The sequence below is a fragment of the Shewanella maritima genome, from assembly GCF_004295345.1.
GTDB lineage: Bacteria > Pseudomonadota > Gammaproteobacteria > Enterobacterales > Shewanellaceae > Shewanella > Shewanella maritima.
In genome coordinates, this window is sequence record NZ_CP036200.1 from 1,222,016 (window position 1) to 1,237,197 (window position 15,182).

General features: G+C 44.5%; 13 protein-coding genes. All 13 read right to left on the reverse strand.

The window, feature by feature from the left end; genetic code table 11:
* Positions 1-102: 102 nt before the first annotated feature.
* Positions 103-1,080, reverse strand: coding sequence for an RNA polymerase sigma factor RpoS (gene rpoS, locus EXU30_RS05150; protein ID WP_130598125.1), 978 nt, complete (start codon positions 1,078-1,080; stop codon positions 103-105).
* Between the two features lie 77 nt (positions 1,081-1,157).
* Complete coding sequence (locus tag EXU30_RS05155; RefSeq protein ID WP_130598126.1) at positions 1,158-2,075, reverse strand: peptidoglycan DD-metalloendopeptidase family protein; 918 nt, start codon at positions 2,073-2,075, stop codon at positions 1,158-1,160.
* A 64-nt stretch (positions 2,076-2,139) separates the two neighbouring features.
* Complete coding sequence (locus EXU30_RS05160) at positions 2,140-2,775, reverse strand: protein-L-isoaspartate(D-aspartate) O-methyltransferase (protein ID WP_130598127.1); 636 nt, start codon at positions 2,773-2,775, stop codon at positions 2,140-2,142.
* Positions 2,772-3,521, reverse strand: a complete 750-nt coding sequence (surE, locus tag EXU30_RS05165; RefSeq protein ID WP_130598128.1) for a 5'/3'-nucleotidase SurE — start codon at positions 3,519-3,521, stop codon at positions 2,772-2,774. The genes EXU30_RS05160 and surE overlap by 4 nt, the downstream gene beginning before the upstream one ends.
* Entirely contained in the window at positions 3,514-4,617 is a 1,104-nt protein-coding gene (gene truD / locus EXU30_RS05170; protein ID WP_130598129.1) for a tRNA pseudouridine(13) synthase TruD, read from the reverse strand. The genes surE and truD overlap by 8 nt, the downstream gene beginning before the upstream one ends.
* 94 nt (positions 4,618-4,711) lie before the next feature.
* Positions 4,712-5,191, reverse strand: coding sequence for a 2-C-methyl-D-erythritol 2,4-cyclodiphosphate synthase (gene ispF, locus EXU30_RS05175; protein WP_130598130.1), 480 nt, complete (start codon positions 5,189-5,191; stop codon positions 4,712-4,714).
* 319 nt (positions 5,192-5,510) lie between these two features.
* Positions 5,511-6,194 (reverse strand): 2-C-methyl-D-erythritol 4-phosphate cytidylyltransferase, encoded by a 684-nt coding sequence (gene ispD / locus EXU30_RS05180; protein ID WP_130598131.1) that lies wholly within the window; start codon positions 6,192-6,194, stop codon positions 5,511-5,513.
* Positions 6,195-6,209: 15 nt separating this feature from the next.
* Positions 6,210-6,512 (reverse strand): cell division protein FtsB, encoded by a 303-nt coding sequence (gene ftsB / locus EXU30_RS05185; protein WP_130598132.1) that lies wholly within the window; start codon positions 6,510-6,512, stop codon positions 6,210-6,212.
* A 115-nt stretch (positions 6,513-6,627) separates the two neighbouring features.
* Complete coding sequence (eno, locus tag EXU30_RS05190) at positions 6,628-7,929, reverse strand: phosphopyruvate hydratase (protein ID WP_130598133.1); 1,302 nt, start codon at positions 7,927-7,929, stop codon at positions 6,628-6,630.
* A 264-nt stretch (positions 7,930-8,193) separates the two neighbouring features.
* On the reverse strand, positions 8,194-9,834 hold the full coding sequence (locus tag EXU30_RS05195; protein WP_130598134.1) for a CTP synthase: 1,641 nt from the start codon (positions 9,832-9,834) through the stop codon (positions 8,194-8,196).
* 223 nt (positions 9,835-10,057) lie between these two features.
* The gene (gene mazG / locus EXU30_RS05200) at positions 10,058-10,870 is read right to left on the reverse strand and encodes a nucleoside triphosphate pyrophosphohydrolase (protein WP_130598135.1); all 813 of its coding nucleotides are present in this window, start codon (positions 10,868-10,870) and stop codon (positions 10,058-10,060) included.
* Positions 10,871-11,225: 355 nt separating this feature from the next.
* Complete coding sequence (gene relA, locus EXU30_RS05205) at positions 11,226-13,436, reverse strand: GTP diphosphokinase (RefSeq protein WP_130598136.1); 2,211 nt, start codon at positions 13,434-13,436, stop codon at positions 11,226-11,228.
* Between the two features lie 350 nt (positions 13,437-13,786).
* Positions 13,787-15,166, reverse strand: coding sequence for a 23S rRNA (uracil(1939)-C(5))-methyltransferase RlmD (gene rlmD, locus EXU30_RS05210; protein ID WP_130598137.1), 1,380 nt, complete (start codon positions 15,164-15,166; stop codon positions 13,787-13,789).
* Positions 15,167-15,182: the final 16 nt, after the last annotated feature.

Here is a 15,182-nt window from a genome sequence, read left to right on the forward strand (position 1 = left end):
GAATAGTGCTTGAAGTTAATCTATTGGTTGCGAAGTAAAAAAAGGAGCATTGATACGCTCCTTTTCAATATGCAGTAAATATTTGGCTGATTAGTGGATCTACTACTCTCTAAACAGCGCCTCTACCGACAGGCCTTGAGAACCAAGCAGATCTTTCAAGCGTTTTAATGCTTCCACTTGAATTTGACGTACACGCTCTCGAGTTAAGCCAATCTCAGCACCAACATTTTCAAGCGTTGAAGGCTCATAACCAAGTAGACCAAAGCGTCTTGCAAGCACTTCACGCTGCTTAGTATTAAGCTCGTTTAGCCAACCAACAATCGATTTAGATAAATCTTCATCTTGTACACGGTAATCTGGGCCAACACTGTCATCGTCAGCAATCACATCAAGTAAGGCTTTGTCATTATCTTCACCGCCTAATGGCGTATCAACTGAGGTAATACGTTCATTGAGCTTGAGCATACGGCTAACATCGCCAGTAGATACATCTAATTTTTCAGCAATCTCTTCAGCTGTCGGCTCATGATCAAGCTTTTGCGCTAACTGACGCGCAGTACGCAGATATACATTAAGCTCTTTCACCACATGAATAGGTAAACGAATGGTACGGGTCTGATTCATAATCGCCCGTTCAATCGTCTGGCGGATCCACCAGGTAGCATAAGTCGAGAATCTAAAACCACGTTCAGGGTCGAACTTTTCAACGGCGCGGATTAAACCTAAATTACCTTCTTCAATCAGATCTAACAGTGCTAAACCTCGATTATTGTATCGACGGGCAATTTTAACGACGAGTCTTAGATTACTTTCAATCATGCGGTTGCGAGATTTTTCGCAGCCTTTGAGGGATTTACGTGAAAAGTAAACTTCTTCTTCCGCAGTTAATAGCGGTGAGAAACCTATTTCACCTAAATAGAGTTGAGTTGCATCGAGATTTTTTTGTAAGTCGTCTTGGACTTTTTCTTCAATCTCTAGTTCTTGCACTAGGCCACTGCCGGTTTCGGCAACTTCAGTTTGTGGTTCTTTAGCTAGATCGATTAGATGTTCTGCTGTCGCAGCGTTATTTTTTCGGCTCATATTGCTCTCCCAAACCTTGCTTGTGGTGATTAATCTACTGCACTTGCCTATCCTCCGATGTTTATGTTGCTAAACGATTACTGTTTAGGTAGATATTTTAATGGGTTAACTGATTTACCATGAAAGCGAATCTCAAAATGAAGCATCACTTTGTTGGTTCCTGTACTGCCCATTTTTGCAACTGTTTGTCCTGCACTAACGAATTGCTTTTCTTTAACCATTATCTTGTCAGCGTGGGCATATGCACTCAAGTAATCATCATTGTGTTTGATAATGACTAAGTTGCCATAGCCTCGCAGAGCATTCCCTGCATACACCACTCTCCCATCCGCAGCGGCTTTCACAATATCACCACGGTTGCCAGCAATCTTAATCCCTTGATTGCCTTGTTCGCTGGCAGAAAATCTCCCAATAATTCTGCCTTTGACTGGCCACAACCAACGCTTCACCTTTTTTGGTAGGGTCGACACAGGTTGACTTACAGTTTGGTTAACTTTTTGTTGGGTAGTTGTTACAGAATACGCAGACTCTTGGCTACGATCAAGCTCTTTTTTTGAGCGATTGTTCGCTGTAGTGGACGACTGGAATTTTACGCTTTGCTTTTGATTTTCCGAACTTTTTACCGTTATTGGGGTCGCAGGGGCGGTAGTGATCGCGACACCCTTGGTTACATTTGTCGCTTTTTTAGCACTGGTAGGAGCAGCAGGTTTTGGATACAAAGCAAGCACTTGACCTGGATAAATAGTGTACGGTTTTTGTAACTTATTCAGCCTCGCAACGTCAGAATAATTCTTACCCGCGCCCCAAGCTATCGAGTACAAGGTATCGCCTTTCTTCACCTTATACCAACGCTTGGTAAGCGATCCGCGATCATACTTAGGCTTAGATTTCGCCGAGAGGCTTTCGACCGGCGCGGCTTGATGTGATTGAAAACTACAACCAGTGCAAAGCAAGGCAATAAAAAGGGATACTGCTAGCCAAACACTGTATTTCAAAGTCGTTTCCTTGTAATCAATAACGTTGAAGTCGTTTAAATCAAAAAGCTAGCAAATAAAGAGCTTAAGCCAACTCACCATTTACCAGGGGCACAAACTTAACAGCCTCAATAGTTTGCGACTGGAATTGATCGCCACTGCGAGTGATCTTAAGCAGCTGCTGGCTTTCCTCCCCCACGGGGATAATCAATACACCACTATCGCTAAGTTGCTGCAGTAATGCTTCAGGTACGCTCGCTGCGGCTGCAGTCACCATAATGGCGTCAAATGGGCCGCGGTTACTCCAACCTTTCCAGCCATCACCATATTTAAATGATACATTGTGTAGATCTAAACGCTTCAATCGCTGCCTTGCCTGGATCTGTAAAGCCTTAATGCGCTCAATGGTGCACAGTGTGGGAAACAGCTGCGCCAAAATGGCCGCTTGATAGCCAGAGCCAGTACCAACCTCGAGTACATTTTTAGGCGCTAGTTGGCACAGTAGCTCGGTCATTCTAGCAACAATATAAGGCTGAGAAATAGTTTGCCCTTGTCCAATCGGAAGCGCAGTATTCTCATAAGCTTTATGACCAAGGGCTGCGTCAAGAAACAACTCGCGAGGCGTGTTAGCAACAGCCTGCAACACACGTTGATCTTGTATGCCAGCCTCTGCTAACTTGCGAGCAAGATTCACAGACAAAGTCGATGCTGCCAGCGTCATAGTTGAGTCACCCAATTTGCTAAATTATCTATTTGTCTGTACCCAGTTAAATCAACAGTAAGTGGTGTAATTGATATATAACCTTCAGCGACAGCGCCAAAATCGGTGCCTGGCCCTGCATCTTGCTCGGTGCCAACAGGGCCAAGCCAATAGATATCTCTACCCGCCGGATCTTGGGTTTTAATCATACCCTCAGCCTTATGGCGAGCACCTAAACGCGTGACTTGAATACCTTTAATTTGCTCAAGCGGCAAGTCAGGCACGTTAACATTTAAAATTTGATCGCTATTTAACGGATGCTCAAGTAAGCCTTTAACTATCTTACAAGCATAATGCGCCGCTGTTTCATAATGATTAAGCTGCTTACCAACAAGCGAAATCGCAATAGCAGGCAAACCTAAAAAGCGCCCCTCCATTGCCGCAGCAATCGTGCCGGAATAGAGGGTATCGTCACCCATATTAGCTCCAGCATTAATGCCAGAAACCACAATATGAGGCTCATCAGGGCATAACTCGCGAATGGCTAAATGAACACAATCGGTCGGTGTGCCATTAACAGCGATATAGCCATTGTCTAAGCTATTAATTCTTAAAGGGTTCGTCAAGGTTAAAGAATTACTCGCGCCGGAGCAATTTCTATCAGGCGCAACAGTAGTAACCTTAGCTATCGTGGCTAACGCATCACTAAGCGCTTTAATACCAGGGGCATGAACACCATCATCGTTGCTAACAAGAATATTAATCACGTGCTTCACCTTGGCCAGTCTCAGCTTGTGCGCTTGCCTGTTGTTCACTTTGCTCTGCTACCATCTTTTGCCAGGCGATTTGCTGCACGTCTTGATAATCGACAAGCTCTCTAAGCACAGATGTCGCATAACTGCCGGCAGGCAAAATAAACTCTAATACCATTGTATTGTCAGCTAGTTGCCACTTCAGACCTTGTGGCTCAAGCATTAACGGGCGACGCTCTTGCTCAAGTCCTGCCTGCTCTAATCCTTTAAGGTCTTGCTCAAAGCCAGTTAGCGCGGCTTGCTCGATTTGCGCGGCATCACCTTGTGCCAAAGCAGCGCCTCGCCCCCATAAAGGAGCAGACAGCTGAATATCTTTGGTGATTAGTCGCTGCTCTATAGTGTCATCCCAACTGTCAGCCACAAAGTAGCTTTTGCTGCCAGAGAGCATGACACAATCGCCATCAAGTCCTTGTAAGCCACTCGTTTGCAACCTGTGAGAAACTACCAAATTAAAGATGTTAGAGCGCACGGCAGATAAGAACATGCTACGTTTTTTGCGGTCTTTAATCTTACGGCCGCCATTAAGCATATTGCGACCTAGCGTGAGGTTCTTACCATTGTGACCAAATCGCTGCTCGCCAAAGTAATTAGGCACTCCAGTTTTTAAAACTTGCTCAAGGCGAGCCTCGAAAGCAGCTGTATCTGAAACGTTGCGTAAAGTCAGGGTAAACTTATTACCTAGCAAAGCGCCAATACGTAGTTTTTTACTGTGACGACTGCTTTGCAGCACAGTGATATTTTGTTGACTGAAGGCTTGCCAGTCTGGCGTGTCTTTACCGGGAATGCGTATACCAAACCATTGCTCTGTTACCGCGTTTTTATCTTTTTGCCCTGCGTAGGTCACCTCTTTTGGGTGAACCTTGGCAAACTTGGCTAACATATCCACCACTTGATTGGTGTTAAAGCCGGACTTACGGATCTGCACTAAATGATGTTCGCCCTCTCCTGTTGGTGAGAACGGCAGGATTTCTTGCACTATAAAGTCTGCATTTTCAGTGCGCAAATCAGCGGTAACCTGAGGTTTACCATGTAAGTAATGTAATTGTGTCATCGATAAAAACTTGTATTAAATTGAGCAAATAAATCAGCTAAAGTTAGTTAACGCCGCATTTAGCTAAACGTAGCACTTAGCTCATAGCTAATAGTTAACTAGCAGTGAGCAACACCACAGACTCAACAGCTATGCCTTCTTTACGGCCAGTAAAACCGAGTTTTTCAGTGGTGGTCGCTTTTACGTTTACATTGCCAATGTCTGTAGCTAAGTCTTTGGCAATACACTCACGCATTGCATTAATGTGCGGCAGCATTTTCGGCGCCTGAGCAATAATAGTGACGTCTAAATTACCGATTTTAAAGCCTTGCTGCAGCGCTAGGTTAAAACAGTGACGCAGCAGCACGCGGCTATCGGCGCCTGCAAATTCTGGGTCGGTGTCAGGGAAGTGTTTGCCAATATCACCCAAAGCCATCGCACCTAAAATCGCATCGCTGACAGCATGTAACACCACATCGCCATCTGAGTGGGCGATTAAGCCTGTATCATAGGGAACAGTTACCCCGCCCAAAATAAGCGGTTTATCACCACCGAATTTATGTACATCAAAGCCATGACCAATACGGATTTTCACGTGTTTATCTCCAATACAAGCTGGATAAAACCTTACCAGCTATGCTAATTAAGCGCCTCAATTGTTGGTAAAGTTATACCAATAAGTATAAGAATGTGATCATTCTTACTGGTTAAAATCGCTTATAACGTCGTTAGAAATTTTGTAGGTAGAGCAACTAGCTAGCTGCAATTTCTGCCTTGTTCTAAACGATTTTTCCTGCGTAATATCTGATCACTCATTTATCCCAATTGGTATTACCAGCAAAAAGTAACCACTAAAACGTTACGAGTGAAAAACTACCAATAAAAAGTAACGCTAAAAGAAACCTGAAATTGACCTAAGCGCGATGCGACAAAAACAGTTTTGCCAGAGCTAGGTCATCAGGGTGGGTAACTTTAATATTATCAGCGCGGCCTACAACTAAGCCTGGGTTCACTCCAGCCCATTCCATCGCGCTAGCTTCATCGGTAATTTTAGCGCCAGCATCGAGCGCCGCCTGTAAATTGAGTTTTAACTCTGCACTAGCAAAATATTGCGGCGTTAACGCATGCCATAAAAGCTCACGCTCGACAGTATCAACTATTCGTCCATTCGCATCACTGCGCTTCATGGTATCGCGCACCGGCATGGCTAATATTGCCCCTTGCGTAAACTCAGTCCTCGAAGCAATCAGAGCATCAATATCTTGATGGGTTAAGCACGGCCTTGCCGCATCATGCACTAATGCCCAGCTATCTGCTGGGGCGGCTTGTAAACCTGCAAGCACGGAATCGGCGCGCTCTGCCCCGCCAATGACGATAACGAGCTTAGGGTGTCTTGCTTGTGGTAAGTCTGCAAAAAACTCATCTTGTGGATTGAGCGCTACTATCACCTGGGTAATTTGTGGGTGGGACAGCAGGCAATCTAGCGTATGGGCCAATATCGGCTGCTCACCTAACATTAAGTACTGCTTTGGGATATCCGCTTTCATTCGGCTACCTATACCTGCGGCAGGTACAATAGCGACGATTTCTGTATGCATAAATAAAATAGAGAGTTACTGTCCGAATTGACTACTTTGGCGAATGTCGCTGCCCACGACGCGATAAAAAGTCTCGCCCTCTTTGACCATGCCGAGCTCGTTGCGAGCCCGCTCTTCAATGGCTTCAGTGCCACTTTTTAAGTCGAGGATTTCTTGCTTGAGAATTTGGTTGCGAGCGATGAGTTTCTCGTTACTTTGCTGTTGCTCGAGGATCTGAGCTTCAAGCACCACGTATTGAGACAGGTTATTCTCACCAAACCAAAGGCGATATTGCAACATGGCTAAAATAGCAACGAGTGCAAAGCAAATCCGTTTCATCGTTAAATCAGGCCGTAAGTTAAGACAAGCTACATGAATAAGTTGCTTGGTATAGTACAACAAAAAAGGCCACCAAGTGGTGACCTTTTTAGTTCTTTTCAGCCTGAAAGAGCGATTAAGCTTGGCCTTTTACTTCTTTAAGACCCTTGTAAGGTGCTTTTTCACCTAGCGCTTCTTCAATACGCAGTAATTGGTTGTACTTAGCAACACGGTCACTACGGCTTAGCGAGCCAGTCTTAATTTGACCTGCAGCAGTACCAACGGCTAAGTCAGCAATGGTTGCATCTTCAGTTTCACCAGAGCGATGCGAGATAACAGCGGTGAAGCCTGCATCTTTCGCCATCTTAATTGCAGCCAAGGTTTCAGTTAGTGAACCAATTTGGTTGAACTTGATTAAGATAGAGTTGGCGATACCGTTGTCGATACCACGCTTAAGGATCTTAGTGTTAGTTACGAATAGATCGTCACCTACTAGCTGAACCTTGTCACCAAGTAGTTTAGTTTGGTGAGCAAAACCGTCCCAGTCAGACTCATCTAGACCATCTTCAATCGATACGATTGGGTATTGGTTTACAAGCTCTTCTAAGAAGTGGTTGAACTCTTCAGAAGTGAATTGCTTACCTTCACCTTGTAGGTCATAGATGTTGGCTTCTTTGTTGTAGAACTCAGATGCCGCACAGTCTAGTGCTAAAGTGATGTCTTTACCTAGCTCGTAACCTGCATTGGCAACCGCTTCTTTGATTGCAGCAAGTGCAGCAGCGTTTGACTCTAGGTTAGGCGCGAAACCACCTTCATCACCTACAGAAGTAGAATGACCAGCGGCTTTAAGTACTTTAGCTAGGCTGTGGAATACTTCTGCCCCCATACGCAGACCTTCGCGGAAATTCTTAGCACCAACAGGTTGGATCATGAATTCTTGAATGTCTACGCTGTTATCAGCGTGCTCACCACCATTGATGATGTTCATCATAGGTAACGGCATAGAGTAAACACCAGGGGTGCCATTTAGATCAGCAATGTGCGCGTAAAGTGGCACTTTCTTCGCGTTAGCAGCAGCTTTTGCCGTTGCAAGTGACACAGCAAGAATAGCGTTAGCACCAAAGTTTGCTTTGTTCTCAGTGCCGTCTAGGTCAATCATGATTTGATCGATTTCAGCTTGTGCAGATGCATCTTTACCTACTAGCGCATCAGCAATTGGGCCATTTACTGCAGCAACTGCTTTTAATACACCTTTACCTAGGTAACGCGCTTTGTCACCGTCACGTAGTTCTAACGCTTCGCGAGAACCCGTTGATGCACCAGATGGTGCTGCAGCCATGCCAAATGAACCGTCTTCTAGGTAAACCTCAGCTTCAACTGTTGGGTTACCACGAGAATCCATGATCTCACGACCAATAACTTTAACGATGTTAGCCATAACGTCCTCTTACTTCCTTCCGTAAAATTGAAATTTAAAATACAAAACTAAAAATAAATACTGATAAATTTCACAGTGATACTAATTTATCGCCGTCAAACTAAACTTATTAGTATTAAACTTTCATTTCTGTAAGTTTTATTCAGCAAGCTAAGAATAAAATGAATTCGCTTTGGCTTCAACTGAGTTTACTAAAGCTAGGTGGATTTAGTTCAAAAATCCAATAAAAAAGGCCGTGATATGTCATCACGGCCTTGGTATTCATTACGCGTTAATGTCACGCTTTTGGTATGTTGCTGCAGCAGCAACAAAACCTTCAAACAATGGGTGTCCATCACGCGGCGTTGAAGTAAATTCAGGGTGGAACTGACCCGCAACAAACCATGGGTGAGATGGAATTTCAATCATCTCAACCAGTTTACGGTCAGATGATAATCCACTGAACTTCAGACCCGCTTGTTCTAGACGCTCAATGTAGTTGTTGTTAACTTCATAGCGGTGGCGATGACGCTCAACACAAGTTGCACTGCCATATGCTTCAGCCGCTTTCGAGCCTTCTACAAGATGACATAGCTGCGCACCAAGACGCATCGTGCCGCCCAGATCAGAAGTCTCAGTACGCTCTTCAACTTCACCTTCTTCGTTGATCCACTCAGTGATCAAACCAACAACAGGGTGCGACGTTTCGCTGTTGAACTCTGAAGAATGTGCACCTTCTAGGCCTGCTACGTTACGAGCATATTCAATTAACGCTACTTGCATACCTAAACAGATACCAAAGTAAGGAAGGTTGTTCTCACGAGCAAACTTCGCCGCTAGAATCTTACCCTCTACGCCACGCTCACCAAAGCCGCCTGGTACAAGAATACCGTCTAAGCCTTGCAGCACTTCATCACCTTTAGCTTCAACTGTTTGTGAGTCAACGTACTTAATGTTAACTGTCACGCGGTTTTTAAGGCCAGCATGTTTAAGTGCTTCATTTACTGACTTGTATGCATCAGGTAGTTCAATGTACTTACCTACCATACCAATGGTCACTTCGCCATTTGGGTTAGCTTCTTGGTAGATGACATTTTCCCACTCAGATAGATCTGCATCTTGGCAATCTAGGTGGAAGCGTTTAACCACTAACTCATCAAGACCTTGAGAGCGTAGTAGCGCAGGGATCTTATAGATGCTATCCACATCTTTAAGTGAAATAACAGCACGCTCTTCTACGTTACAGAATAGCGAAATTTTTGCTTTTTCATTGGCAGGGATAGCGCGGTCACCACGGCAAACCAACACATCTGGTGCAATACCAATTGAGCGTAGCTCTTTTACTGAGTGTTGAGTTGGCTTAGTTTTCACTTCACCTGCAGCGCCAAGGAATGGTACTAAGGTCAAGTGCATAAATAATGTGCGTTCGCGTCCTAGCTCAACACCTAATTGACGAATAGATTCAAGGAAAGGTAGTGACTCAATATCACCTACCGTGCCACCAATCTCAACGATAGCCACATCATGGCCTTCACCACCAGCAATGATTTTCTCTTTAATCGCAGAAGTAATGTGCGGAATTACCTGAATGGTTGCACCTAGGTAATCACCACGACGCTCTTTACGTAGTACTTCTTCGTAAATACGGCCGGTTGTGAAGTTATTACGACGGTTCATCTTGGTGCGGATGAAACGCTCATAGTGACCTAAGTCTAAGTCGGTCTCAGCGCCATCTTCAGTAACGAAAACCTCACCGTGTTGAGTCGGGCTCATCGTCCCTGGGTCAACGTTAATGTAAGGGTCTAATTTCATGATCGTAACGTTTAAGCCACGAGCTTCTAAAATTGCTGCTAAAGATGCAGCTGCAATGCCTTTACCTAGTGATGAAACCACACCACCAGTCACGAAGATATACCTTGTAGTCATGCTGAACCTGAGAATTTGTGTTGGAAAATACGTGCTTGTAAGAAAGCACTAGGACGGGGCGACATTCTAACAAATCAGGCCATGGACAACAATTAGCAAACGCAATTTTTTATTATCATCGCCCTTGAAATATCGAAAACTATTTTTCAGTCAGCTAAGTTAAGCAAACTGATTAACCACATCATCAAGCAAGTCAAAAAACGAGCACATTAGACTTACTCTATCAAGCTTGCTGTGACTTCACGTTATCCCAATAGGCATCGAGTTCTTCAAGTGTGTGCGCTGACATACACTTACCACTTTGAGCCGCAAGCAGCTCAACGCCGCGAAATCGTGTTTCAAACTTGCGATTAGCCTGGCGCAGCGCTTGTTCAGGATCTACCCCCAAATGTCTTGCCATATTGGCAACAGCAAATAGCAAATCACCCATTTCTTCAGCGACTTTTGGTTGGTCGTTAACCTTAACCTCATGCAAGACTTCATCGATTTCTTCTTTTACTTTGTCAACGACTGGCTCAAGTGTCGGCCAATCAAATCCTACTTTTGACACGCGCTTTTGAATTTTTACCGCGCGATTGAGTGATGGCAGAGCTTGCGGAATATCATCAAGTAGTGAAGTTTGCTGTTTGGCGCTGCGCTCTTGCTGCTTAATTTGCTCCCACGATTGTTTAACTTGATTAGCCGTTTGCTCTGGCGTGTCGCTCTCTAAATTAAACACGTGGGGATGACGGCGGGTCAATTTATTGCAAATGCGCTCAACAACGTCAGCAAAGTCAAACATGCCTTGCTCACGCCCAAGCTGACAATAGAACACCACCTGGAATAATAGATCACCCAGTTCATCTGGCAGAGATTCAAAGTCTGCTTGCTCAATGGCATCGGCAACTTCGTAGGCCTCTTCGAGGGTAAATGGCACAATAGTCTCAAAGGTTTGCTGTTTATCCCATGGGCAACCAGTTTTGGGGTCGCGCAGCTTCGCCATGATATCTAATAATGGCTGCATCACATCTAAGTTGAACTTATTGGCATTGGCCATAATGGTTGTTCCACCTTCAAAATCTGCTTTAAATTGAATCTACTTTAAATTTAATCTATTGCGGTTAACGAATAACGCTGCGCTTGGCATAACTCGCGCCAGTATCAATTCTTGTAAAAGAAAGTGTGAGTATACGGTGGTGCGGGAAGTAAAGCAGTATGAATATAGAGTTACTCAAGTATAAAGCGGTGCGAATAACCACAGTGCAAAAAAATGGTGATAAACCCGAATCGATTTATCACCATTTAGCATCATAGCTGTCAGCTTTTAGCTTAGCTCTAACACCTTTCTAGCACAGTTCTAACGAAAAGAGTACTAGCGCAAGAAGTGCTAGCGCATAGAATAGTAGCGAAAGTTACAAGCGTCTTGCCTGCAACACACCATCAATTTGCGACAGTTTTGCAAGAATGCGAGACAAACCATCTAAATTGTACAGCTCAAGCTCTAACTCAACAGTGGCGGTTTGGGTTTTCACATCTGATGTTGAGCTCATTGCCATCACATTCGACTTTTCAGCAGCGAGGACAGTAGTAACATCGCGCAGCAGACCACTACGGTCATTGGCTTCTACCCGCACCTTAATGCGGTAGCCACCTGAGTAATTCTCCCCCCAAACCACATCGACACTACGCTCAGGGTGCGCGCGCATTAACTCTTTTACTTGCTCACAGTCGCTGCGATGGACTGAAATGCCCCGCCCCATAGTGATATAACCAAAAATCTCATCACCCGGTACCGGATGACAACACTTGGCAATATGGCTCATTAAGTTGCCAACACCATTAACCTCAACCTGACCAGAACCAGACTTTTTCGGTTTTGGCTGCGACTTTTTAATAATGTCTTCAACCAGGTTCTCATCGCTTTCAGGCTCACGGCGAATTTGGGTTTCAGTGTAGTTAACCACCTGATTTAAACGCAAATCACCACCGCCAATGGCTGCTAACATGTCATCCATAGATAACAGGTTAAATCGCTCAACTGCTATTTGCGCATCTTTAAGCTTCAAGCCAATGCGAGATAACTCACCTTCGAGCATTTCTTTACCAGCAATAATGTTTTTGTCTCTGTCTTGCTGCTTAAACCAATGCTGAATCTTCGAGCGTGAACGCGACGACTTAATATAGCCAAGGTTTGGATTAAGCCAGTCACGTTTCGGGTTAGGATTTTTCGAGGTGATGATCTCAATGCGCTCACCAGTCTCAACCTTGTAAGTGAACTGCACAATACGGCCATCAACTTTAGCGCCAATCGCTCTATGACCCACTTGTGAGTGAATATAGTAAGCGAAGTCCAGTACAGTTGAGCCTTGAGGTAAATCAACCACTTCACCATTTGGCGTAAACACGTAAACGCGATCTTCAAATACCTGGCTGCGAACCTCGTCAACCAGGTTACCACTTTCAGCCACATCTTCTTGCCATTGCAGAATTTTACGCAGCCAATTGATTTTCTCTTCGTAGCTGCTTTGTTTGGCTGTGTTTGCGCCTTCTTTGTATTTCCAGTGAGCCGCCACACCTAGCTCTGCATCTTGGTGCATTTCTTCGGTGCGGATTTGAATTTCAACCGTTTTGCCTTCTGGGCCAACGACGACAGTGTGGATAGATTGATAGCCATTAGGTTTTGGGTTGGCTACATAATCATCAAACTCACGTGGAATATGATGCCAAAGCGTGTGTACAACGCCGAGCGCGCCATAGCAGTCTTGCAGGCGCTCGGTAACAATACGCACTGCGCGCACATCAAATAGCTCATCAAACTTAAGGTCTTTGCCCTTCATTTTGCGCCAGATTGAATAGATGTGCTTAGGGCGGCCATAGACCTTAGCTAAAATGCCGTCTTTGTCTAATCGCGCTTGAAGGTCAGTCACAAACTTGTCGATAAAGGTTTCGCGGTCGAGGCGCTTGCCGTCTAGCTGCTTAGCAATATCTTTATAGGTTTGCGGATGTAGGTAGCGAAACGAGATATCTTCTAGCTCCCATTTCAGCTGACCAATACCTAAACGATTAGCAAGCGGCGCATAAACATCAGCGATTTCGCGAGCAAGCAGTACACGGGTTTCTTCATCGGCGGTTTTAACTGCCCGCAGCAAACAAATACGCTCAGCCAGTTTCACTACAACCGCACGCACGTCTTCGACCATGGCAAGTAGCATTTTACGAATATTGTCGACCTGCGGCTCGCCAGTACGCACTGAATGGCCATCAACTTTTAGTGCGCCAATGGCGTCCATGGTGATTACGCTAGAAACGAGCTTGGCTAGTGACTTGCCATAGGTGTCTTCAATCTTTTCAAGGTTGATAATGCCGGCATCTAACACCACAAACAGCACTGCTGCTTGCAGGGTTTCAATGTCCATATTAAGCGGCGCAAGAATTTCAATCATCTCGCGGGCGCGAGCGAGCAATTGAGTATGGGCAATTGAATTGTCTACTGGCAGGGCTTCTAGCTCGCCAATAAGCTCCAGTAAACATTTGGCATCTTGCTTGTCTTCAATATATCGTGCTACCCATTCTTCCAGGTGGAAGGGCTGGGTATTAAAATGCGCTTCACGAACCGATACCATGTCAATTTCCTTAACTTCTTCTAGCTTCCGACAACTTATACCAATCAGAACAAGTATATGATCATCCTAACTGGCCAAAATCGCTTATAACTTCATTAAAAATTTTGTAGGTAGAACAACTAGCTAGTTGTAATTTCTGCCTTGTTCTAAGCGATTTTTCCAGCGCAATCTCTGATCACTTATTTATCCTAACTGGTATTAACCTATTGCTATGACTTAAAAATAACCAGTTAATTCATCTAATTACTGCTAAATCCCAATAGTCGCCCTGCATTGTAATCTTATTCCATCAAATACTAAATAAAGCAAAACACTTGTTTAACGCTTTGCCCGCAAAAACCTAACTTTTATCACGTTTCAAGCTCAAATAGCGCCATCGCCTCGATATGATGAGTTTGCGGGAACATGTCGATATTAGCCAGTCGGGTTAATTGATAACCATACTTAACTAAAACTTCGATATCACGAGCGAGACTTGCTGGATTGCAAGACACGTAAACAATGCTTTTAGGCTGCATTTGCTCAAGGTTTTCTAGGCACTCATAAGCACCAGCCCGCGCAGGATCTAACAGTAATTTATCGATTTTTCCAAGCCATGGTTGCTGATTTAAGTCACTGCTTAAATCAGCGTGATAAAAGTTAATGTTATCCAAGCCATTAACCTTAGCATTCGCACTGGCTTGCTCGACCATTTCAGGAACACCTTCAACACCGATAACTTCAGCTTGCTTGAGCGCCAGCGGCAAACTGAAATTTCCCACACCGCAGAACAAATCCAGTATTCGCTCTCCTGCTTGTGGGGCGAGCCAATCAATAGCCTGCTCGACCATTGCTTTATTCACCTGCGCGTTGACCTGAACAAAATTACCAGGTGTAAATGAGCAGCGAATGCGATCATCTGCGAGCAAGTAATAAGGTAAGGCAACTGCTTGGTCTTTATCTTTTTCCCTGTGTTCAAGCACAGGAAACAGCTGCAATAACTCGCCTTGGTCGTCTTGGAGTAATAGCCGAACTTTCAACTTTTCAGCTAAATTAATTAGCCACTTCTTATCTGAATTGGGTAGTGATTTAGTAACTCTTAGTACCGCGAGCACTTCATCTTCAGATTGTGTTAGCTCCAAATGCCCTAAACTCGTTTTAGCTTTTAATTGATTAAGTGCTTTTGCAAACGGCGCAATCAATTCAGATAACGGCTTTGCTAGTACCTGACATTCGTCAATGGCAACAACCTTGTTAGAGCCAGGTGAACGAAAACCTAGCTTGAGTTCGTTCGCCTGTTTATTAAATAACGTGGCTAAGCGCGCGCGGCGGCGGTAATGCACCGGTTCGCTCGTAATATCACCCACGAGCACAGCGTCATCAACTTGCTTAATCGGTGACAACTTTTTAATTAAATTCATCAAGCTAGTTCGCTTATGGGCAATTTGCTGATTATGCTGTAAATGTTGCATGTCACAGCCGCCACACTGCTGGTAGTGACGACAAAAAGGTTTGATTCTGTCATCACTAGGTTGCATGACTTTTAACAGCTTGGCTTTGGCGAAATTCTTTTTTTGCTCGACAAATTGAGCGCTTACAGTCTCGCCTGACAGGGCGCCAGGAATAAAAACCACTTTGCCATTATGCTCGGCTACGCCGGCACCTAAATGGTCAAGCTGGGTTACATCTAAAGTCAGCTTGCTTGATAATTGTTTGGATTTATTGGCTTTTGGTTTGTAAAATTGCGCCATTTCGGCCTCAAGTTGG

Coding starts and splice junctions, on each gene's coding strand:
- eno (WP_130598133.1), bottom strand. CDS start 7,929: ATGGCTAACATCGTTAAAGTTATTGGTCGTGAGATCATGGATTCTCGT.
- EXU30_RS05195 (WP_130598134.1), bottom strand. CDS start 9,834: ATGACTACAAGGTATATCTTCGTGACTGGTGGTGTGGTTTCATCACTA.
- mazG (WP_130598135.1), bottom strand. CDS start 10,870: ATGGCCAATGCCAATAAGTTCAACTTAGATGTGATGCAGCCATTATTA.
- rlmD (WP_130598137.1), bottom strand. CDS start 15,166: ATGGCGCAATTTTACAAACCAAAAGCCAATAAATCCAAACAATTATCA.
- truD (WP_130598129.1), bottom strand. CDS start 4,617: ATGACACAATTACATTACTTACATGGTAAACCTCAGGTTACCGCTGAT.
- ispD (WP_130598131.1), bottom strand. CDS start 6,194: ATGCATACAGAAATCGTCGCTATTGTACCTGCCGCAGGTATAGGTAGC.
- ftsB (WP_130598132.1), bottom strand. CDS start 6,512: ATGAAACGGATTTGCTTTGCACTCGTTGCTATTTTAGCCATGTTGCAA.
- EXU30_RS05160 (WP_130598127.1), bottom strand. CDS start 2,775: ATGACGCTGGCAGCATCGACTTTGTCTGTGAATCTTGCTCGCAAGTTA.
- rpoS (WP_130598125.1), bottom strand. CDS start 1,080: ATGAGCCGAAAAAATAACGCTGCGACAGCAGAACATCTAATCGATCTA.
- relA (WP_130598136.1), bottom strand. CDS start 13,436: ATGGTATCGGTTCGTGAAGCGCATTTTAATACCCAGCCCTTCCACCTG.